20 protein-coding genes and 1 other RNA gene are annotated in these 20,540 nt (G+C 65.1%); 6 read left to right on the forward strand and 15 right to left on the reverse strand.

Annotation, left to right across the window (positions count from 1 at the left end; genetic code table 11):
• Positions 1–171 precede the first annotated feature (171 nt).
• The 10 genes from gcvP to E6B08_RS29100 all read right to left on the reverse strand — a co-directional run bounded on the left by gcvP (position 172) and on the right by E6B08_RS29100 (position 12,614).
• The gene (gcvP, locus tag E6B08_RS29055) at positions 172–3,045 is read right to left on the reverse strand and encodes an aminomethyl-transferring glycine dehydrogenase (RefSeq protein ID WP_136917122.1); all 2,874 of its coding nucleotides are present in this window, start codon (positions 3,043–3,045) and stop codon (positions 172–174) included.
• Positions 3,046–3,238: 193 nt separating this feature from the next.
• A complete protein-coding gene (gene gcvH, locus E6B08_RS29060; protein WP_136917123.1) occupies positions 3,239–3,622 on the reverse strand; it encodes a glycine cleavage system protein GcvH in 384 nt (127 codons plus the stop codon).
• Between the two features lie 47 nt (positions 3,623–3,669).
• A complete protein-coding gene (gene gcvT / locus E6B08_RS29065) occupies positions 3,670–4,752 on the reverse strand; it encodes a glycine cleavage system aminomethyltransferase GcvT (RefSeq protein ID WP_136917124.1) in 1,083 nt (360 codons plus the stop codon).
• 123 nt (positions 4,753–4,875) lie between these two features.
• On the reverse strand, positions 4,876–6,498 hold the full coding sequence (locus E6B08_RS29070; RefSeq protein WP_136917125.1) for an ABC transporter permease: 1,623 nt from the start codon (positions 6,496–6,498) through the stop codon (positions 4,876–4,878).
• Positions 6,499–6,648: 150 nt separating this feature from the next.
• The gene (locus E6B08_RS29075; protein WP_136917126.1) at positions 6,649–7,650 is read right to left on the reverse strand and encodes an extracellular solute-binding protein; all 1,002 of its coding nucleotides are present in this window, start codon (positions 7,648–7,650) and stop codon (positions 6,649–6,651) included.
• Between the two features lie 150 nt (positions 7,651–7,800).
• Positions 7,801–9,018 (reverse strand): 2-octaprenyl-3-methyl-6-methoxy-1,4-benzoquinol hydroxylase, encoded by a 1,218-nt coding sequence (locus E6B08_RS29080; protein WP_192938711.1) that lies wholly within the window; start codon positions 9,016–9,018, stop codon positions 7,801–7,803.
• A 9-nt stretch (positions 9,019–9,027) separates the two neighbouring features.
• Entirely contained in the window at positions 9,028–9,510 is a 483-nt protein-coding gene (locus tag E6B08_RS29085) for a DUF4442 domain-containing protein (protein WP_136917128.1), read from the reverse strand.
• Positions 9,507–10,706 (reverse strand): 2-octaprenyl-6-methoxyphenyl hydroxylase, encoded by a 1,200-nt coding sequence (gene ubiH / locus E6B08_RS29090; RefSeq protein ID WP_136917129.1) that lies wholly within the window; start codon positions 10,704–10,706, stop codon positions 9,507–9,509. Before ubiH ends, E6B08_RS29085 begins: the two co-directional genes overlap by 4 nt.
• The gene (gene pepP / locus E6B08_RS29095; RefSeq protein ID WP_136917130.1) at positions 10,703–12,037 is read right to left on the reverse strand and encodes a Xaa-Pro aminopeptidase; all 1,335 of its coding nucleotides are present in this window, start codon (positions 12,035–12,037) and stop codon (positions 10,703–10,705) included. The genes ubiH and pepP overlap by 4 nt, the downstream gene beginning before the upstream one ends.
• A 22-nt stretch (positions 12,038–12,059) precedes the next feature.
• Positions 12,060–12,614, reverse strand: coding sequence for a YecA family protein (locus E6B08_RS29100; protein WP_136917131.1), 555 nt, complete (start codon positions 12,612–12,614; stop codon positions 12,060–12,062).
• Positions 12,615–12,796: 182 nt separating this feature from the next.
• Here E6B08_RS29100 and E6B08_RS29105 point away from each other — a divergent pair, with 182 nt between their 5' ends.
• The 4 genes from E6B08_RS29105 to E6B08_RS29120 all read left to right on the forward strand — a co-directional run bounded on the left by E6B08_RS29105 (position 12,797) and on the right by E6B08_RS29120 (position 14,180).
• Positions 12,797–12,979, forward strand: a complete 183-nt coding sequence (locus tag E6B08_RS29105) for a TIGR02449 family protein (protein ID WP_102081456.1) — start codon at positions 12,797–12,799, stop codon at positions 12,977–12,979.
• Positions 12,976–13,293 (forward strand): cell division protein ZapA, encoded by a 318-nt coding sequence (locus E6B08_RS29110; RefSeq protein ID WP_136917132.1) that lies wholly within the window; start codon positions 12,976–12,978, stop codon positions 13,291–13,293. Before E6B08_RS29105 ends, E6B08_RS29110 begins: the two co-directional genes overlap by 4 nt.
• 17 nt (positions 13,294–13,310) lie before the next feature.
• Positions 13,311–13,490, forward strand: a non-coding RNA gene (gene ssrS, locus E6B08_RS29115) — 6S RNA.
• An 81-nt stretch (positions 13,491–13,571) separates the two neighbouring features.
• Complete coding sequence (locus E6B08_RS29120; RefSeq protein WP_136917133.1) at positions 13,572–14,180, forward strand: 5-formyltetrahydrofolate cyclo-ligase; 609 nt, start codon at positions 13,572–13,574, stop codon at positions 14,178–14,180.
• A gap of 6 nt (positions 14,181–14,186) precedes the next feature.
• Here the strand turns inward: E6B08_RS29120 and E6B08_RS30920 are convergent, their stop codons facing one another.
• Positions 14,187–14,336, reverse strand: a complete 150-nt coding sequence (locus E6B08_RS30920; protein WP_192938600.1) for a hypothetical protein — start codon at positions 14,334–14,336, stop codon at positions 14,187–14,189.
• A gap of 180 nt (positions 14,337–14,516) precedes the next feature.
• Between E6B08_RS30920 and E6B08_RS29125 the strand changes: the two genes are divergently transcribed.
• Entirely contained in the window at positions 14,517–14,969 is a 453-nt protein-coding gene (locus E6B08_RS29125; RefSeq protein WP_136917134.1) for an EVE domain-containing protein, read from the forward strand.
• A gap of 379 nt (positions 14,970–15,348) precedes the next feature.
• On the opposite strand, the gene E6B08_RS29130 is transcribed toward E6B08_RS29125, so the two are convergent.
• On the reverse strand, positions 15,349–15,753 hold the full coding sequence (locus E6B08_RS29130) for a flagellar basal body-associated protein FliL (RefSeq protein ID WP_136917135.1): 405 nt from the start codon (positions 15,751–15,753) through the stop codon (positions 15,349–15,351).
• A 169-nt stretch (positions 15,754–15,922) separates the two neighbouring features.
• Between E6B08_RS29130 and E6B08_RS29135 the strand changes: the two genes are divergently transcribed.
• Entirely contained in the window at positions 15,923–16,900 is a 978-nt protein-coding gene (locus E6B08_RS29135; RefSeq protein WP_136917136.1) for an NADPH:quinone oxidoreductase family protein, read from the forward strand.
• 110 nt (positions 16,901–17,010) lie between these two features.
• Here the strand turns inward: E6B08_RS29135 and E6B08_RS29140 are convergent, their stop codons facing one another.
• The 3 genes from E6B08_RS29140 to ubiD form a co-directional block, all read right to left on the reverse strand.
• Complete coding sequence (locus tag E6B08_RS29140; protein WP_136917137.1) at positions 17,011–17,661, reverse strand: gamma-glutamylcyclotransferase; 651 nt, start codon at positions 17,659–17,661, stop codon at positions 17,011–17,013.
• 257 nt (positions 17,662–17,918) lie between these two features.
• Positions 17,919–18,887 carry a CDP-6-deoxy-delta-3,4-glucoseen reductase gene (locus tag E6B08_RS29145; RefSeq protein WP_136917138.1) on the reverse strand — a complete coding sequence of 323 codons (969 nt, stop codon included), beginning with the start codon at positions 18,885–18,887 and terminating at the stop codon, positions 17,919–17,921.
• Positions 18,887–20,353 (reverse strand): 4-hydroxy-3-polyprenylbenzoate decarboxylase, encoded by a 1,467-nt coding sequence (gene ubiD / locus E6B08_RS29150; protein WP_136917139.1) that lies wholly within the window; start codon positions 20,351–20,353, stop codon positions 18,887–18,889. Before ubiD ends, E6B08_RS29145 begins: the two co-directional genes overlap by 1 nt.
• Between the last annotated feature and the right edge of the window lie 187 nt (positions 20,354–20,540).

Consider the following 20,540-nt stretch of genomic DNA (forward strand, 5'->3'; position numbering starts at 1 on the left):
CCCAGAGAACTGTGGCCCCTGTGGGAGCGGGCTTGTCCCGCGAATGAAGCGACGCGGTGGATGGCACCGGCTTCGCCGGTGTTCGCGGGACAAGCCCGCTCCCACAGATACCCGCTAAATCAGTGAGTTATGTTTTGTTCTATGGGAGCGGTCTGAACGGTTACCTCAGCTTCAGCGATACGCCTCCACCGGCACACACGCGCAAAACAGATTACGATCGCCATACACGTTGTCGACCCGGTTCACCGCTGGCCAATACTTGTGCTGGCGCACGTGGGCACTGGGCGCGATGCCGCGCTCCAGGCCATACGGCCGATTCCACGGCGCCAGCACATCGGCCAGGGTGTGCGGCGCGTGCTTGAGGGGGTTGTCCTCGGCCGGCCAGGTGCCGTCCTGCACCAGATCGATCTCCTCGCGAATCGCCAGCATCGCCTCGACGAAGCGGTCCAGCTCGGCCTTCGACTCGCTCTCGGTCGGCTCCACCATCAAGGTGCCCGGCACCGGGAACGACATGGTCGGCGCATGGAAGCCATAGTCCATCAGGCGCTTGGCCACGTCCTCCTCGGTGATGCCGGTCTGCGCCTTCAGCGGGCGCAGATCGAGGATGCATTCGTGGGCCACGCGCAGGTTACGCCCGCGGTAAAGCACCGGGAAGGCGCCGCCCAACTGGCTGGCCAGATAGTTCGCCGAAAGGATCGCCACCTCGCTGGCATCGGCCAGTTGCGGCCCCATCATGGCGATGTACATCCAGCTGATCGGCAGGATGCTGGCGCTGCCCCAGGGCGCGGCGCTGACCGCGCTGTTGTTCGGGTCCAGCCCAGGCACCGGCACCACCGGGTGACTGGCGACGAAGGGCGTGAGGTGCGCGCGCACGCCAATCGGGCCCATGCCCGGGCCGCCCCCGCCATGGGGAATGCAGAACGTCTTGTGCAGGTTCATGTGCGAAACATCGGCGCCGATGTCCGCCGGCCGCGCCAGGCCGACCTGGGCATTGAGGTTGGCCCCGTCCATGTACACCTGCCCGCCGTGCTGGTGCACCACCTCGCAGATTTCCCGGATGCCTTCCTCGTACACCCCATGGGTGGAGGGGTAGGTCACCATCAGGCAGGATAACCGCTCGCCTGCGGCCTGCGCCTTGGCCTTGAGATCGCCGAGGTCGACGTTGCCGTGCTCGTCGCAGTCGACGATCACCACCTCCATGCCGGCCATTTGCGCCGAAGCCGGGTTGGTGCCGTGCGCCGAGGATGGGATCAGGCACAACGTGCGCTTGGGCTGATGACGGCTGCGGTGGTAGCGGGTGATCGCCATGAGCCCGGCGTATTCGCCCTGCGCGCCCGAGTTGGGCTGCATGCAGATGGCGTCGAAGCCGGTGATGGCGCACAGCCAACGCTCCAGTTCGTCGATCATCGCCTGGTAGCCCACGGTCTGGGCGGCAGGCGCAAATGGATGCAGCAGGGCGAAGCCGGGCCAGGTGATGGGGATCATCTCGCTGGTGGCGTTGAGTTTCATGGTGCAGGAGCCAAGCGGGATCATCGACTGGTTCAGCGCCAGGTCCTTGTTCTCCAGCTGCTTGAGGTAGCGCAGCATCTCGGTTTCGCTGTGGTGCAGGTTGAAGACCGGATGCTCGAGAAACGCCGAGCGCCGCACCAGCGCGGCCGGAATACCCTCGGGCAGGGCTTGCTGGTCGAGGGTGGCGATGTCCAGCCCATGGTCGACCCCGAGGAAGATGTCGAACAAGCGCAGCACGGTCTGTTCGTTGCAGGTCTCGTCGAGGCTCACGCCCAGATGGCCCCGGCCGAGGATACGCAGGTTGATCCGCGCCGCCTCGGCGCTCTCGATGATCGCAGCCTGGGCACCGCCAACATCGAGCGTGAGGGTGTCGAAGAAGTGCTGGTTGAGCCGTGCGATGCCCTTGGCCTGCAGGCCGGCGGCCAGGATGAAGGTCAGGCGGTGCACGCGCTGGGCGATGCGCCGCAGCCCCTCGGGGCCATGATAGACCGCATAGAAGCCGGCGATGTTGGCCAGCAGCACCTGCGCCGTGCAAATGTTGGAGTTGGCCTTCTCGCGGCGGATGTGCTGCTCGCGGGTCTGCAGGGCCATGCGCAGGGCCGTGTTGCCACGGGCGTCACGCGATACCCCGATGATCCGCCCGGGCATGGCCCGCTTGTAGTCGTCACGGCAGGCGAAATAGGCCGCATGGGGCCCACCGTAGCCCATGGGCACGCCAAAACGCTGGGTCGAGCCGAGCACCACGTCGGCCCCCAGCTCACCCGGAGGCGCCAGCACCAGCAAACTGAGCAAATCGGCAGCGACACAGGCCAGTCCCTGCTGCGCGTGCACTTGGTCGATCAGCGGACGCAGGTCGCGCACTTCGCCGTGGGTATCGGGATATTGCAGCAAGGCGCCGAATACCGAGTGCTTGGCCAGATTGTCGACACTGTCGACGATCAGCTCGAAGCCAAAGCCCTCGGCACGGGTCTTGAGCACCGACAGGGTCTGCGGATGGCAGTGCTCATCGGCGAAGAAGGCGTTGCTCTTGTTGCCCGCCACGCGCTTGGCCAGGGCCATGGCCTCGGCGGCTGCGGTGGCCTCGTCGAGCAACGAGGCATTGGCCAGGGCCAGGCCGGTCAGGTCGATGACCATCTGCTGGAAATTCAGCAGCGCCTCCAGCCGGCCTTGGGCGATCTCCGGCTGGTAGGGGGTGTAGGCGGTGTACCAGCCGGGGTTCTCCAGTACGTTGCGCAGGATGACCGTGGGCGTGATGGTGGCGTGGTAACCCATGCCGATCAGGCTGGTCCACACCTGGTTCTGCTCGGCATAGCCGGCAAGCTTGGCCAGGGCCGCCTGTTCGTCCAGCGCCGCAGGCAGGTCGAGGGGGCGGTTGATGCGGATATCAGGGGGGACGGTCTGCTCGATCAGTTCACTGCGACTGGCGACGCCCAGGGCGCTGAGCATGGCTTGCTGCTCCGAGGTGTCGGGCCCCAGGTGGCGATGCAGAAACGGGTTGAGCGCTTGCAGTTGATGCAGGGATGGCGACTGGGACATGGCGACGATCTCTTCCTGGACCCGTTCTCATGGAGATTCTTAAGTCTAGGAAGGATTGTCGATTTTGCGGGGAAACTTGCTTTTGCAGGGCCGGCCCCATCGCCGGCAAGCCGGCTCCTACAGGACAGTTACAGGCCGAAAACCCGCGCCGTACCTGTGGGAGCGGGCTTGCCCGCGAGAGGGCGATGCGCTATCACTCGCCGATGGCAGCTTTGTAACCTGCGGCATCGAGCAGCTTTTCCTGCTCAGCCTTGTCGCTTGGCTTGAGCTTGAAGATCCACGCCTCATAGGGCGCTTCGTTGAGCAGCTCCGGGCTTTCGGCCAGCTCTTCGTTCACGGCGATCACTTCACCGGCAACCGGCGAGTAGATGTCCGAAGCGGCCTTGACCGACTCGACCACGCCTGCTGTATCGCCAGCGGCAAACACCTTGCCGACCTCGGCCAGCTCGACGAACACCACGTCACCCAGTGCCTCCTGGGCGTGGTCGCTGATGCCCACGGTCACCGTGCCGTCGGCTTCCAGGCGTGCCCATTCATGGCTTTCGGCAAAACGCAGGTCGGCGGGGATATTGCTCATGTCTTGAATTCCTCGATAGGGTCAGCGGTCGGCCCGCCAATAAATGTTCAGATCAGAATCTTGCCGTGGCGCACGAAGGTCGGCTTGACCACCCGCACCGGGTACCACTTGCCGCGTATTTCGACCTCGGCCCGGTCGCCCGTGGCCATGGGTACGCGCGCCAGGGCAATGGATTTGCTCAGCGTAGGCGAGAAACTACCACTGGTGATCTCTCCTTCGCCAATCCCGGCGACACGAACTACCTGATGGGCGCGCAATACGCCACGTTCCTCCAGCACCAGGCCGACCAATTTGCTCTGCACGCCCTGCTCGATTTCCGCCAGCAGCGCGGCGCGGCCGATGAAGTCGCGCTCGGCCGGCTCCCAGGCGATGCACCAGCCCAGGTTGGAGGTCAGCGGGGTGTGGGTCTCGTCGATGTCCTGTCCGTAGAGGTTCATGCCAGCCTCCAGGCGCAGCGTGTCACGCGCACCCAGGCCGCTGGGGGCGATACCGGCGCCCACCAGGTCGTTGAAGAAGCCCACCGCCTCGGCGCCCGGGAGGATGATCTCCAGGCCATCCTCACCGGTGTAGCCGGTGCGGGCGATGAACCAGTCGCCTTCGCTGACGCCTTCGAACGGACGCAGCTCACGGATCAGCGCGGCGCGCGAGGCGCTGAGCAATGCCGCGACCTTGTCGTGGGCCTGAGGGCCCTGGATGGCGAGGATCGCCAGATCCGGGCGGACCTGGACGTCCACCTCGAAGCCTTCGCGTTGCCCGCCCAGCCAGGCCAGGACCTTTTCCCGAGTCGCGGCATTGGTCACCAGGCGGTAGCCGGTTTCGGTGCTGTAGGCGATCAGATCGTCGATGACCCCACCGTGCTCGTTGAGCAATGGGCTGTACAGGGCCTGGCCGACGTCGTCGAGCCGCGCGACATCGTTGGCCAGCAGACGCTGTAGCCAGGCACGGGCGTCGCTGCCGGTGACATCGATGACGGTCATGTGGGAGACATCGAAGACGCCACAATCGCTGCGCACCTGATGGTGCTCCTCGACCTGCGAGCCATAGTGCAGGGGCATGTCCCAGCCACCGAAGTCGACGGTCTTGGCGCCGAGTGCCAGGTGCAGGTCATACAATAGCGTGCGCTGTCCCATGGGTTTCTCCTTCCGGGCGTGGCGAAGCGGCGGCGGGTGATGACGTGGGGCCGTCAGCTCTTGTTGTTGGTACCGCCGCGAGAATGCCGCGCATTGTAGCCGCAAGGACGCAGGCTGGCACCTTTAGTGACTGTGACCGGGCCGCCTGGCGGAACGGCGGATCAGCCCGATGACCGGTAGCAGGCCCACCAGCACCAGAGTCAGCGCCGGCAGCGAGGCGCGCGCCCATTCACCCTCGCTGGTCATCTCGAAAACCCGCACCGCCAGGGTGTCCCAGCCGAACGGGCGCATCAGCAAGGTGGCCGGCATTTCCTTGAGGACATCGACGAACACCAGCAGCCCGGCACTCAGCGCACCCGGCACCAGCAGCGGCAGGTAGACCTTGAAGAACAGCTTCGCGCCACCCACGCCGAGGCTGCGCGAGGCCTCGGGCAGCGACGGACGGACGCGCGCCAGGCTGTTTTCCAGCGGCCCGTAGGCCACGGCGATGAAACGCACCAGATAGGCCAGCAGCAAGGCGCCGATGCTGCCCAGCAGCAGTGGCTTGCCGGCGCCGCCCAGCCAGTTTGAAAAGGGGATCACCCAGTGGTTGTCGAGGTAACTGAAGGCCAGCATGATCGCCACCGCCAGCACCGAGCCGGGCAAGGCGTAACCCAGGTTGGCGATGCCCACGCCGGCACGGATCGCCCCGCTGGGTGCCTGGCGCCGGGCGAACGCCAGCAGCAAGGCCACGCACACCGTCAGCAGCGCCGCCAGGGCGCCCAGGTAGAGGGTATGCATGACCAGCCCCAGGTAACGCTCGTCCAGGTCGTGGCGGCCGCGCTGCCAGCACCACACCAGCAACTGCAGCACTGGGATGACGAAGGCACAGGCGAACACCAGCAGGCACCAACCGCTGGCCAATAGCGCCTTGTAGCCGCGCAGGTGATACAGCGCCTGCCCTCGCGGCCGCTCGTTGGTGCTGTGGCTGGCACCACGGGCACGCCGCTCGCCATACAGCACCAGCATCACCGCCAGCAGCAGCAGACTGGCCAGCTGCGCCGCGCTGGAGAGGCTGAAGAAGCCATACCAGGTCTTGTAGATCGCCGTGGTGAAGGTATCGAAGTTGAACACCGCCACCGCGCCGAAGTCGGCCAGGGTTTCCATCAGCGCCAGGGCGATGCCGGCACCGATGGCCGGGCGCGCCATCGGCAGGGCCACCCGCCAGAACGCTTGCAGCGGCGACAGGCCGAGCACCCGCGCCGCTTCCATCAGGCCCTTGCCCTGGGCCAGGAAGGCGGTACGTGCCAGCAGGTAGACGTAGGGATAGAACACCAGCACCAGCACGACGATGACCCCGCCCGTGGAGCGCACCCGTGGCAGGCGCAGGGGCCCGAACGCCTCGCGCAAGACGCTTTGCACGGGCCCGGCGAAGTCCAGCAGGCCGACGAAGACGAACGCCAGCACATAGGCCGGAATCGCGAACGGCAGCATCAGCGCCCAGTCGAGCCAGCGCCTGCCGGGGAACTGGCAGAGGCTGGTGAGCCAGGCCAGGCTCACGCCAAGCAGGGTGACACCGACGCCTACGCCTAGCACCAGGGTCAGCGTATTGCCCAGCAGGCGGCTCATCTGGGTGTCGAGCAGGTGCGACCAGATCTGCGTGTCGATCGACTGCCAGGCCAGCAGCAACACGCTCAGGGGGAGCAGCACCAGGGCGGCGATCAGGCCGACCGGCAGGTACCAGCGGCGTTGGCGGGTGTGGGGCAAAGGTTTGGTCTCGGTAATGGAATGCGACCGCTGCGCGGTCGTTCGCGGGTAAACCCGCTCCTACAGGATCTTCACCGTTTGCCAGGGCCGGTACGGTACCTGCAGGAGCCGGCTTGCCGACGACAGGGCCGTTACAGGCCCCAAGAATACTCAGTTCCAGCCAGCCCGGTCCATCAGGCGAATGGCCTCGGCCTGGCGCTTGCCGGCGATTTCCACTGGAATGCTGTCGGCCTTGAAGCTACCCCAGGCCGCGACCTCGTCCGAAGGCTTCACCTTCGGGTTGGCCGGAAATTCCTGGTTGATGTCGGCGAACAGCTTTTGCGCCTCCTCGCCCGTCATCCACTCGACCAGCGCCTTGGCCGCCTGCGGATGCGGGGCATGCTTGGTCAGGCCGATACCCGACAAATTGACGTGCACGCCACGGTCGTTCTGGTTGGGCCAGAAGATTTTCACCGCCAGCTTCGGGTTGGCCTTGTGCAGGCGCCCGTAGTAGTAGGTGTTGACCACACCGACATCGCACTGGCCAGCCTCGACGGCCTGGATCACGGCGTTGTCGTCGGAGAACACGTCGGTGGACAGGTTGTTGACCCAGCCCTTGACGATCTGCTCGGCCTTGGCCTCGCCGTGGGTCTCGATCAGGGTGGCGGTCAGCGACTGGTTGTAGACCTTCTTCGCCGTGCGCAGGCACAGGCGGCCTTCCCATTGCTTGTCGGCCAGGGCTTCGTATGTGCTCAGCTCTTCGGGCTTGACCCGATCGGTGGCGTAGATGATGGTCCGGGCGCGCAGGCTAAGGCCGGTCCAGTCATGGGACGAGGCGCGGTACTGTGGCGGGATGTTCTGGTCGATGACGCTCGACTTGATCGGCTGCAGGATACCCATCTGCTCGGCCTGCCAGAGGTTGCCGGCATCGACGGTCAGCAACAGGTCGGCCACGCCGTTCTCACCCTCGGCCTTGATGCGCTGCATCAGCGGCGCTTCCTTGTCGGTGATGAACTTGATCTTGACCCCGGTCTTGGCGGTATAGGCATCGAACACCGGCTTGATCAGCTCGTCGATGCGCGAGGAGTACACCACCACTTCGTCAGCTGCCTGGGCGGCGCCACCGAACAGGGTCAGGGCCAGGGCGGCCAGTAGGGGCTTGCGTGGCAACATGGGAAGCGCTCCTCGGGATCGTATAGAGGTGCGAATGGTAGTGAATCCCATTTTCCGGCTCACCCACCGAGCCGTTACCGGATGTTGCTGAAGAACGCCTGTGTTAGCGGCCTTGTGTGGCGAAAGGGCCGCAAAGCGGCCCCAACGCTCTCAAACCTTGGCCAATTCCGGCAAATCCCCGGAAAGCCCCAGCGCCTGGCGCACGAACAACGCCTTGGCCTCGGGCATCTGCTGCACCAGCTTCAACCCACTGTTGCGCAACCAGCGCAGCGGCAGCGGATTGGCCTGGAACAACCGCTCGAAGCCCTCCATCGCCGCCATCAACGCCAGGTTGTGCGGCATGCGCCTGCGCTCATAACGGCTGAGCACCTTCACATCCGCCAGCCGCTCGCCCCGCTCACAGGCATTGACCAGCACCTCGGCCAGCACCGCGGCATCGAGAAAGCCCAGGTTGACGCCCTGCCCAGCCAACGGGTGGATGGTGTGCGCGGCATCGCCGATCAGCACCAGGCCTTCGTCCACGTAGCGCTTGGCGTGGCGCTGGCGCAACGGCACGCTGACCCGCGGATCGGCCTCCAGCACCTGACCCAGGCGCCCCTCGAAGGCTCGCTCCAGGGCCGTACGGAAGGTCGCGTCGTCCGTCGCCATGACCTGCTCGGCGTGCTCGGGCGTCGTCGACCAGACGATCGAGCACCAGTCCTGCAGGCCATCGCGCGACAGCGGCAGGAACGCCAGCGGCCCCTCGTCGGTGAAGCGCTGCCAGGCCGTGCCCTGGTGCGGCGCGCTGCAGCGCACGCTGGTGACGATGGCATGGTGCAGATAGTCCCACTCGCGGGTCTCGCAGCCGGCCAGGCGTCGTACCGCCGAGTTGGCGCCGTCGGCGGCCACCACCAGCGGCGCGCGCAGGCGCCGGCCATCGGCCAGGGTCAGCAGCCACTCGTCACCCGAGCGGCGCAGTTGCTCGACGCGGGCGTTGGCCAGCAGGCCGACATCGCTGTCGTGCAGGCGCTCGAGCAGGCCGTCCTGGACCACGCGGTTCTCGACGATATGGCCGAGCACCTGGGCATGCACACTGGTGGCGGAAAAGTGAATCTGCCCGGTGCCGCTGCCATCCCAGACCTGCATGTCCGAATACGGCGAACAGCGCCGTTGGACGATGCCCTCCCAGGCGCCAAGGCGCTCGAGGATGCGCTGGCTGGCCGCCGACAAGGCGCTGACCCGCGGCTCGAACGGCGCCTGGGCGTCGAACGGCTTGACCGCCAACGGGCCGCCGTCGAGCAGGAAGATTTCCAGCCCACTGTGGCGCAAGGCCAGGGCCAGGGCGCTGCCGACCATACCGGCACCGACAATCAACAGATCTGCGCGCATTTCCATGCCTTACGCCTGCCTCGCTTGCGGCTTGAGCCGCACGTATAGGGTTTTATCGACCCGCGCCACCAGCTCGCCGGCACCGTCGCGGATATCCACCTGCAATCGCGGCAGGTACTTCTTGCCATTGGCGGTCTGCTGGCGGATCTCGTCGAGCAAGGCATCGTCGACGTGGAACTCGGCATACACCGGGCCCTTGCCCGGGGCGATGAAGTCGATGCTCGCGGCCTTGTCCCAGACGATGTAGTCGCGGCCCAGTTGCTCCATCAGCAACAGCATGTAGAACGGGTCGACCATCGAATACAGGCTGCCGCCGAACTGGGTGCCGACGTAGTTGCGGTTCCAGCGCGCAAGCTTCATGCGAACCCTGGCGGTGCGCATGTCGGCACCGATGTGCTGGATGCGGATGCCCGCGCCCAGGTACGGCGGATAGAGGTTCAGCAGCCACCGCAGCATGCGGGCCCGGCGCGCCAGCCGGCGTGGGTTGCTCATGCCCTGCCCCGCGCATCGGGGCGGGTGCCCAGGCCCATGGCCTGGCGGGCGAACCAGCTTTTGGCCGGCGGCAGCAGGTCGAGCCCGAGCAGGCCGATGTTGCGCCCTGCTGCCAACAGCGGCTGGCCACTGCCGAACAGCCGGGTGACCTGGTCGGAGAAGCCGATGGTCAGCGACTGGTCCAAGCGCTGGCGCTGCTGGTAGGCCTGCAAGGTCGCCAGGTCGCCAGGCTGCTGCGGGCCGGCCAGCAAGGCCTCGGCCAGCGCCTGCACGTCGCGCAGCGACAGATTGAACCCCTGGCCGGCGATGGGATGCAGGCTGTGCGCCGCATTGCCCAGCACCACCAGGTGCGGGCGTACCTGCTCCTCGGCCTCGACCAGCGCCAGTGGGTAGAGGTGCCGCGCACCGACCTGGCGCAACGCCCCCAGGCGGTAGCCGAAGGCCGCTTGCAGCTCACGCAGGAATGCCCGCTCGTCGATCTCGGCCAGGCGCTGGGCGTCCATCCCCTGGCGGGTCCAGACCAACGCGCAGCGGTTGTCGGGCAATGGCAGCAAGGCCATCGGGCCCTGCTCCGTGAAGCGCTCGAAGGCCTGGCCGCAATGGGCCTCGCCCGGCGTGATGTTGGCAATCAGCGCGCTTTGCTCGTAAGGTGTGCGGCGCACGTGGATGCCCAGCTGCTCGCGCAGGCCCGAGCGGCCACCGTCGGCCAGCACCGCCAGGTCGCACTCCAGGTGGGTATCGTCATCGAGTTGCAGTCGGTAGCCCCCCTCGATGGCTTGCATCGCCCCGACCTCGGCCGGGCAACGCCAGCTCACCACTTCGCTGTCCAGGCCCTGCCACAGGCATTGCCCGAGCCAGGCGTTCTCGACCACGTAGCCCAGCGCCGGCACGCCCTCTTCCAGGGCATCCAGGCGCGTGGCGCCGAAACGACCGCGATCGGACACGTGGATCTGGCGGATCGGCTCGGCGCGGCGGCCAATGGCTTGCCACAGGCCCAGGTGCTGGTAGATCTGCTGGGTGCCGAAGGACAACGCCGACGAACGCGCATCGTAGCTGGGCTGGAAGCTGTCGCCGGGGGCGAACGGCTCGATCAACAGGATCTTCCAGCCACGCGCCTTGGCCCCGGCCTGCAGGGCCAGGGCCAGGCTCGCACCGACCAGCCCGCCGCCGATGATCGCCAGGTTGACCCGGCTCATGCGGCGTCCTGGCGCGCAGCCTGCATCAGTGCCTCGATCTCGGCCACCGTCCGCGGCACGCCCGAGGTCAGAATTTCACAGCCTTGCCTGGTCACTACCACGTCGTCCTCGATCCTGATGCCGATGCCGCGCCACTTCTTGGCCACGGCCTGGTTGTCGGCAGCGATGTAGATGCCGGGCTCAACGGTCAACGCCATGCCCGGTTCCAGCACGCGCCACTGGCCGCCGACCTTGTACTCGCCGACATCGTGCACGTCCATGCCCAGCCAATGCCCGGCGCGGTGCATGTAGAAGGCCCGATAGGCCTCGCTGTCGATCAACGCCTGCACCTCACCCTTGAGCAGCCCCAGCTCCACCAGGCCCTCGGTGATGACCCGCACGGTCGCCTCGTGGGCGTGGTTCCAGTGCTTGCCCGGCGCGATCTCGGCAAAGGCCGCGGCCTGGGCTTTGAGCACCAGCTCGTAGATGGCCTTCTGTTCCGGCGAAAAGCGCCCGCTGACCGGGAAGGTGCGGGTGATGTCGCTGGCATAGCAGTCGATCTCGCAGCCCGCATCGATCAGCACCAGGTCGCCGTCCTTGAGCGTGGCGTCGTTCTGCTGGTAGTGCAGGATGCAGCCGTTGCGCCCGGCCGCGACGATCGAGCCGTACGCCGGCATCTTCGCCCCGCCCTTGCGGAACTCGTAGTCCAGCTCGGCTTCCAGGCTGTATTCGTGCAGCCCCGCCCGGCAGGCCTGCATGGCCCGCACGTGGGCCCGTGCGGAAATCTGCGCGGCGGCCCGCATCACTTTCACTTCCGCCGCCGATTTATACAGGCGCATGTCGTGCAGCAGATGATCCAGGGCAACGAATTCGTTCGGCGGCTGGGCACCGAGGCGCGCCTTGGACCGGATCACGTTGATCCAGTCCATCAGCCGGCGGTCGAACTCGGGGTTGCTGCCCATGGCGCTGTAGACCCGCTCGCGGCCTTCGATCAGGCCCGGGAGGATCTCGTCGATGTCGGTGATGGGGAAGGCATCGTCGGCACCGAAGTCGCGGATCGCGCCTTCCTGGCCGGCACGCAAGCCATCCCACTGCTCACGCTCGGCATTGCGCTCACGGCAGAACAGCACGTACTCGCCATGCTCGCGGCCCGGGATCAGCGCGATCACCGCCTCGGGCTCGGGGAAGCCGCTGAGGTACTGGAAGTCACTGTCCTGGCGATAGACATGCTCTACGTCGCGGTTGCGAATGGCAACCGCGGCAGCCGGCAGGATAGCGATGCTGTTGGGGACCATCTGCGCCATCAGCGCCTTGCGCCGACGGGCATACTCGGCCTTGGGTATGTGGCTCATGGGCAGGACTACCCCCGGTTGATCAGTGCAGCGATGGTTTTGGCGCGGGCGCGACCGGCGCGGCCAGCTCCGTGTACAGCAGCAGCGGCGCGACTCGCAGGTACTCCATGACTTCCATGTAGTCGCTCTCGCCGTCTTCGGACTCTTCCAGCGCGTCCTGCACCTGGGAGATGGCGACCAGGTCCTGGAGCACTTCCTTGGCTTCGGTGGACAGGTCCTTGCCACCGGCGTTCAGCCCGAAGCCGGTAATGAAGCCCTGGCACCACTGGCCCAGCGCGATGGCCCGCTCGCCCAGCGGAGCGTCGTCGCTCGGCAGCAGCAGGACGATGGCGATGTCTTCGCCGGTCAGTTCGGTCTTGACCATCTCCTGCAGGCCGATCAGGGCGGCGCGGACGTTGTCCTGCGGCTCGCTCTCCAGCGCGCCGGCGGCATCGGCCAGCCAGGCGTCGGCATCGAAGCCAGCACCGGCGCAACTGCGGCCGATCAGCAGGCCATGCAGCTCGGCAGGGGAAACAGGGTGACCATTGCTCGAGAGCAACGCGGCGAAGGCGGTATAAGGCGATTGGGTATTAGGCATGGGCTGCTAGGCGCCAGGCGGCGCATTTGACTAGAATGAAGACCTTGTATCCTAGCACCGGCAGGCGCGCCAAGACCATCTGCACTGGCCGTTGCCGTTCAGGGACAGGCATCATTGCCGGGTGAGTCAACGACGGAGCGAATCGAGTGCAACCCACGCAAGAGAACGACCTGCAAGCGCTGATGAGCCGATTCGAGTTGCTGATCGAACGCGTCGAGCAACTTAAACGGCAAAATGCACTCCTACTAGCTCAGGAAAAATCCTGGCGCGAGGAGCGCGCCCACCTCATCGAAAAGAACGAGATCGCGAGGCGCAAGGTCGAGTCGATGATTTTACGCCTCAAGGCCCTGGAGCAAGACTCATGAGTTCAAGCAATAGCGTCACCGTGCAGATACTCGACAAGGAATACTCGATCATCTGCCCGCCGGAAGAGCGCAACAACCTGGTCGGCGCCGCGCGCTACCTCGATGGCAAGATGCGCGAGATCCGCAGCAGCGGCAAGGTGATCGGTGCCGACCGTATTGCCGTGATGGCCGCGCTGAACATCACCCACGAATTGCTGCACCGCCAGGAAACCCCGGCCACGCCAGCCGGCGGCGCCACCCGCGAGCAGGTTCGCGACCTGCTGGAACGGGTGGATATCGCATTAGCCGACGACCCGGGTACCAAAAACAGCTGAGGTTGGTATACTGGCGCCACTCCCTGGGGGATGCGCCAGTCGGTTATGTCCCTGAGCCGATACGCACAACCACGGGGGTTGCACGCTGGGGCCGGTGTGCATGTCCGCCCGACGGAAAGCCTTAACGCCCCCTGCAATCTCCACCTTGAACTTTCGGGTTCAAGGGCTACACCGATAGCGGTCTTATCGGGGAGCCTGATTGCTCTTGCCCGCCTCCCCCGGCGGGCAATTTCGTTTGGCCGGTAGCGCCGGCCAGCACACCTGGGATCGCTCGTGCCATGACCGACACCGCGCCGCTCACCCGCCCTCAGCTTCGCCGCCTGCTCCGCAATGCCCGCCGCGCTCTCACGCCTGCCCAGCAACGCCGGGCCGCTCAGGGACTGTATCGCCAACTGGCGCAGCACCCGCTGTTCCGTCGCGCCCGGCACATTGCTCTGTACCTGCCCAATGACGGCGAAATCGACCCACGCCTGTTGCTGCGCGAGGCCCAACGCCGTGGCAAACGCACCTACCTGCCGGTGCTGCATGCCTGGCCGCGCACACGTATGGTGTTCCAGCGTTTCGAACAGGGCGAAAAACTGCGCCGCAACCGCTTCCGCATTCCCGAGCCAATGATCGAGCGCAAGCGCCAGCGGCCGATCTGGGCACTGGACCTGATCCTGCTGCCGCTGGTGGGCTTCGATGAAGTGGGGGGCCGACTGGGCATGGGCGGCGGCTTCTATGATCGCAGCCTGGCTTATCAGGCGCGGCGCAAGGCTTGGAAGAAACCGTTGCTGCTGGGGCTGGCCCATGAATGCCAGAAGGTCGAGCGGCTGGCGCAGGCCAGTTGGGACGTACCCCTGCAAGGCACGGTCTCGGACCGTGGCTGGTACCTGGCGACGAAGTGAGAGGTATCAGCGCTGCGGATTGGCGTCGGACGGAGCCTGATAGGCTGCGGTGTCGAGCTTACGCTCCCAGAAACCCTGGGCGTAACCGGTGGTGACCACACCAAGACCAAAGATGAAGACCAGGATCCACAGCAGATCCGGTTTGCGTTGATTCATCGAAGATTGCCCCCCTAGGCAATTGTTCCGGCTCGGCGACCTTCTTAGGGTGTCGCCGGAGCATCTAGCATTAAAACGGGCGCATTTTCCGACAACCTGCGACGACACGCAAACCTTGGCGTCAGCCGTATGTCGGTTTCATGCAACTAGTTATTACAGACTTTGTCAGGAGCACCTTGCATGGCCTATTGGCTGATGAAATCCGAGCCAGACGAGCTCTCGATCGAAGGATTGGGCCGTCTGGGCGAAGCCCGCTGGGATGGCGTGCGCAACTATCAGGCACGTAACTTCCTGAGGGGCATGAGCGTAGGCGATGAATTCTTCTTCTACCACTCAAGCTGCCCACAGCCGGGCATTGCAGGCGTGGCCAAGATCATTCGGGCAGCGTACCCCGACCCTACTGCGCTGGACCCTCAGAGCCATTACTTCGACGCCAAGGCCAGCAGCGAAAAAAATCCCTGGAGTGCCGTGGACGTGGCCCACGTGAAGACCTTCGGCCAAGTGCTGGGGTTGGGTTTGCTGAAGCAGCAGAGCGCACTGGAGGAATTACCGCTGGTTCAGAAAGGCAGCCGGTTGTCGGTGATGCCGGTGACGGCTGAGCAATGGGCTGCGATCGTGGCGCTGGCGCGCTGAACGCAAGAAGCCTGACGATGCTGTTGCCATAACGACAAAGGGCGCCTTTCGGCGCCCTACTCACAGACAGGTCGGCTTGTCATCGCCATCTACCTGCCCGGCTCTGTAATTGCTGGTTGGACCAGGATCCGCAGAGTCTCACAAGCCCCTTTCGGGAACAGGGTCAGTATGAGACATCGGGGCTTCGAGTGACAACCCGCTGCTCTGTTGCCAGATGTTTGAAGCCCAAGGAGCCGACCACTGCGCCTTTTACTGCATCAAAATGATGGGACTCCATTGGTGGATGGCACGGGCTTCGCCCGTATTCGCGGGACAAGCCCGCTCCCACAGGAGTCGCGCAAGATTCTGGAAATTGAGCGAGACAGTTGCTCCTACAGGCTCACTGCACAATCAGGTTGTTGAACAACAAATCCTCGACGATCGGCTTGCCCTCTTCGCCTTCCATCACCTGCTGCACCTGCTTCAAAGCTTCCTGGCGCAGTTTTTCCTTGGCCTCAACATTGCTCAGGTTATCCACGCTCTGCTGGGCGAACAGCGCCACCAGCTGGTTGCGAATCAACGGCTCGTGGTGCTTGACCGCGGCGGCGGCGGCATCGCCGGTCACGCGCAGGGCCACGTCGGCCTTGTACACGCGCAGCTTGGGGCCGCCGTCAAGGGCATAGTTGCCCACGAAGGGTGGGCTCAGGCTGATGTAGGCCACCTTCGGCTCGCCTTCCTTGCTCTCTTCGGCCGCCGCCACGGCCGGCAGCATCAGGGCCAGCACCATCAAGATCCACGCTTTCACGAATTCACTCCTCAAAACAATTGGCGCCAGCTTAACCAGCACGTCGCTCAAACCCAAGCCCAGGCTTGTGCCGACACTTATGCCAGCACATCAGGGCAGGCCATGCTGATTGACCCGGCAGGCGACCCTCCTACACTTATCGGCCACTACGCGCAAAGGAATAGCCCCGATGAAAGCTGTGTTGTGCAAAACCCTCGGTCCGGCTCGCGACCTGGTGCTCGAAGAAGCCGCCAGCCCGCAGCCGAAGATCAACGAAGTGCTGCTCGACGTGCAGGCCGCAGGGGTCAACTTCCCCGACACCCTGATCATCGAAGGCAAATACCAGTTCAAGCCGCCCATGCCGTTCTCGCCTGGCGGCGAAGCAGCCGGAGTGATAGCGGCGGTGGGCGACAAGGCAGGGCCGTTCAAGGTCGGTGACCGGGTGATGGCCCTGACCGGCTGGGGTGCGTTCGCCGAGCAGGTGGCAGTACCTGGCTACAACGTGCTGCCGATCCCCGCGACCATGGACTTCACCACCGCTGCTGCCTTCTCCATGACCTACGGCACCTCGATGCATGCACTGCGCCAGCGCGCGCAATTGCAGCCGGGCGAGACCTTGCTGGTGCTGGGTGCATCCGGTGGCGTGGGCCTGGCGGCGGTGGAGATCGGCAAGGCCATGGGCGCGCGGGTGATCGCCGCGGCCAGCAATGCCGACAAGCTGGCGGTGGCCAAGGCCGCCGGGGCCGATGAGTTGATCGACTACAGCCAGGCGAGCCTCAAGGATGAAATCAAGCGGCTGACCGGCGGCCAGGGCGCTGACGTGATCTTCGATCCGGTCGGCGGTGACTTGTTCGACCAGGCCGTGCGCGGGCTGGCCTGGAATGGCCGGTTGTTGGTGGTGGGTTTCGCCAGTGGCAGCATCCCGCAAATGGCGGCGAACCTGGTGTTGCTCAAGGGCGCTGCGGTGATGGGCGTGTTCTGGGGCTCGTTCGCCCAGCGTCAGCCCGAGGATAACGCGGCGAACTTCCAGCAGCTGTTCGCCTGGCATGCCGGGGGGAAACTCAAGCCGCTGGTGTCGCAGACTTATCCACTGGCCGAGGCCGGCGCGGCGATCGAAGCACTTGCGCAGCGGCGGGCTGTGGGTAAGTTGGTGGTGCTAGTCAGATAAAGGGACTGGCTATTCTGGCCCTATCGCCGGCAAGCCGGCTCCTACAAGGGCTGGACCGACAACATTCCTGTAGGAGCCGGCTTGCCGGCGATGAGGTCGTCACGGCCGGCTCAGACCTCGCGCAGGTTATGGCAGCGCCTGAAGCGCGCCTCCAGGTTGCGGTCCGGCATCTGGTGGCTGCGCAGCGCATTGAGCGTCTGCTCCACGTAATCGCGGGTGGTGCCATAGCGCCCCTTGGCACTGGCCAGGATCTGGCTCAACAGGCTGTCAGGCAGGTTGCCCGCATAGCACGGCAGATGGCGCTCCAGCACGAAGCCCAGGGCCTGCACGCGGCTGCCATCATCCAGTTTGCAACTCAACCAATGCGGACGGTAGGCCGGGTATGGCATCTCCCGCTGCCACAACGCCAGCAGCGAATTTTCGAGGTCGCTGTCATCCAGCCGGTAGGCAAAGCCGCTGCAAGAACCGCCGCGGTCGAGGCCGAACACCAGGCCCGGGATCTCCGGCGTGCCGCGGTGCTCGTGCGACCACAGGTACAACCCACGGTGATAACCATGCACACGTGCGCGCCGACGCTCGACCGAGTTGCACTCCGGCCGCCAGATCAACGAGCCATAGGCAAACAACCAGACCGGCCCGCCCTCATGACGCGACATGGTCAGCTGCATCGAATCCAACAGTTGCTCGCGCGTGTGTTGCAAGCCAAAGTCGAGCGCGGGTGGATAGGTAACTTCGAAGGAAAGACTTTCAATTGCCGACATAAGCTGCCGCCATATTCCCTGTGAACTACGAATGTGGCCCTCACCACGCGAGGCAGCCGTGCCAGACTGCCTCTGGCGCCGCCAATGCGGGGCCTTGGTAGCTAACCTAAGCCAAGCGGCACACTATTCACAAGTATATGCGGGAAATTGTATAACGCCTTCCGACGATTGGAGACCATTATTCCAAAGGCCGATAAAGTTATTAACCAAGGCGGTAACAATTACCGCCTTATAACCACTTCCGGCAACTTACGTTATTAGCCCCGTGGCGCGTAGGCGAACACATCGGCGCGCATACGGTGTGCATCCATCCCCGCCTCGACCAGTGCATCGAGCGTGGCGTAGATCATGTTCGGCGAGCCACTGGCGTACACGTGCACCGTATTCAGATCGGCCACGTCTTCGCAGACCGCCTCGTGCAGCATGCCGCAGCGCCCTTCCCAGCCACACAGGTCGCTGACCACCTTGTGCAGGAACAGGTTCGGCAACTTCTGCCATTCGTCCCAGTGTTCGATGGCGTAGAAGTCTTCCGGGCGGCGCACGCCCCAGTACAGGTGCACCGGGTGCTTGAAGCCTTGGGCTCGGCAGTGCTCGACCAGGCTGTGCATCTGCCCCATGCCGGTGCCTGCGGCGATCAGCACCAGCGGCCCCTCGGGCAGCTCGGCCAGATGGGTATCGCCAAAGGGCATCTCGATACGCGCCAGGCCATCCTGGCGCAACTGATCGATCAGCTGCAGCGCGCTGGGTTCACGGGCCAGTACGTGCAGCTCCAGATCACGCCCGCTGTGCGGCGCCGAGGCCAGCGAGAACGCTGCCGGCTTGCCTCCCTCGCGCTCGATCATCAGGTACTGCCCGGCATGGTAGCGCGGCGGCTTGCCAGCCGGCGCACGCAAGCGCACGCGCCAGACGTCGCCACCGACTTCGACGCACTCGCTTACCGTGCACGCCAGCTTGCGCACCGGCAGTTCGCCCAGTGCCAGCACACCGTCCCAGAGCAACACGCAGTCCTCCAGCGGTTCGGCGATACAGGTGAACAGCTCACCATGGTCACGCACCTCGCCGTCCTGGCGCACGCGCCCTTCGACCAGCAAGGCGGCGCAGACATGGCAATTGCCATTGCGGCAGCTGTTGGGACAGTCATAGCCCAGGCGCCGGGCGCCATCGAGGATCCGTTCCCCGGGTTGAAGCGTCAGCACTGCCCCGGACGGCTGCAACGTTACCTGCATCAATCTATTCCCAACTGATCCCACAACTCGTCGATACGGCGGGTGACGGCCTCGTCCTTGACGATGGCACGGCCCCATTCGCGTGTAGTCTCGCCCGGCCACTTGTGGGTGGCATCCAGGCCCATCTTCGACCCCAAGCCCGACACTGGCGAAGCGAAATCCAGGTAGTCGATCGGCGTGTTGTCGATCATCACCGTATCACGCTTGGGGTCCATGCGCGTGGTGATGGCCCAGATCACGTCGTTCCAGTCGCGGGCGTTGATATCGTCGTCAGTGACGATAACGAACTTGGTGTACATGAACTGTCGTAGGAACGACCACACCCCCAGCATCACGCGCTTGGCGTGGCCCGGGTACTGCTTCTTGATGGTCACCACCGCCATGCGATAGGAGCAGCCTTCGGGCGGCAGGTAAAAGTCGACGATCTCGGGGAACTGCTTCTGCAGGATCGGCACGAACACTTCGTTCAGCGCGACGCCAAGGATCGCCGGCTCATCCGGTGGCCGGCCGGTGTAGGTGCTGTGGTAGATCGGTTTGTGCCGGTGGGTGATGCGCTCGACGGTGAACACCGGGAAGCTGTCCACCTCGTTGTAGTAGCCGGTGTGGTCGCCGTAAGGCCCTTCGGGGGCCATTTCACCTGGGTGGATGACGCCTTCGAGGATGATCTCGGCGGTGGCCGGCACCTGCAGGTCGCTGCCGCAGCACTTGACCAGCTCGGTGCGGTTGCCGCGCAGCAGGCCGGCGAAGGCGTACTCGGACAAGGTGTCGGGCACCGGGGTCACGGCGCCGAGGATGGTCGCAGGGTCCGCGCCGAGGGCGACGGCGACCGGGAATGGCTGGCCAGGGTGCTTCTCGCACCACTCGCGGTAGTCCAACGCGCCGCCACGGTGGCTGAGCCAGCGCATGATGACCTTGTTGCGGCCAATCACCTGCTGGCGATAGATGCCCAGGTTCTGGCGCTCTTTGTTCGGGCCCCGGGTGACGGTCAGGCCCCAGGTGATCAGCGGCGCCACGTCGCCTGGCCAGCAGTGCTGGATCGGCAACTGGGACAGGTCGACGTCGTCGCCCTCCACCAGCACTTCCTGGCACACCGCGTCCTTGACCACCTTGGGCGCCATCGACACGACCTTCTTGAAGATCGGCAGCTTCGACCAGGCGTCCTTCAAGCCCTTCGGCGGCTCGGGCTCCTTGAGGAAGGCCAGCAGCTTGCCGATTTCGCGCAGCTCATCGACCGATTCGGCACCCATGCCCATGGCCACCCGCTCCGGCGTGCCGAACAGGTTGCCCAGCACCGGAATGTCGAAGCCCGTGGGCTTTTCGAACAGCAGCGCCGGGCCCTTGGCGCGCAGGGTGCGGTCGCAGACCTCGGTCATTTCCAGGACGGGGGAGATCGGAACCTGGATGCGCTTGAGTTCGCCGCGCTGCTCCAGGCCACGGATGAAGTCGCGCAAATCGCGATACTGCATGCAAGAGCCTCGTGTTGGCCGTATCGGTCGGGGTTGCAGAGTGTAGCGCCGTTCGGGCCTGGTTTGGGGGCAAAAATGAAATGGGGCCGCTTCGCGCCCCATCGCGGCACAAGGCCGCTCCTACAGGATTCAGCGAGATCCCCTGTAGGAGCGGCCTTGTGCCGCGATGGGCTGCGAAGCAGCCCCA

Source organism: Pseudomonas putida (assembly GCF_005080685.1).
In the GTDB taxonomy this organism is placed as follows: Bacteria; Pseudomonadota; Gammaproteobacteria; order Pseudomonadales; family Pseudomonadaceae; genus Aquipseudomonas; species Aquipseudomonas putida_V.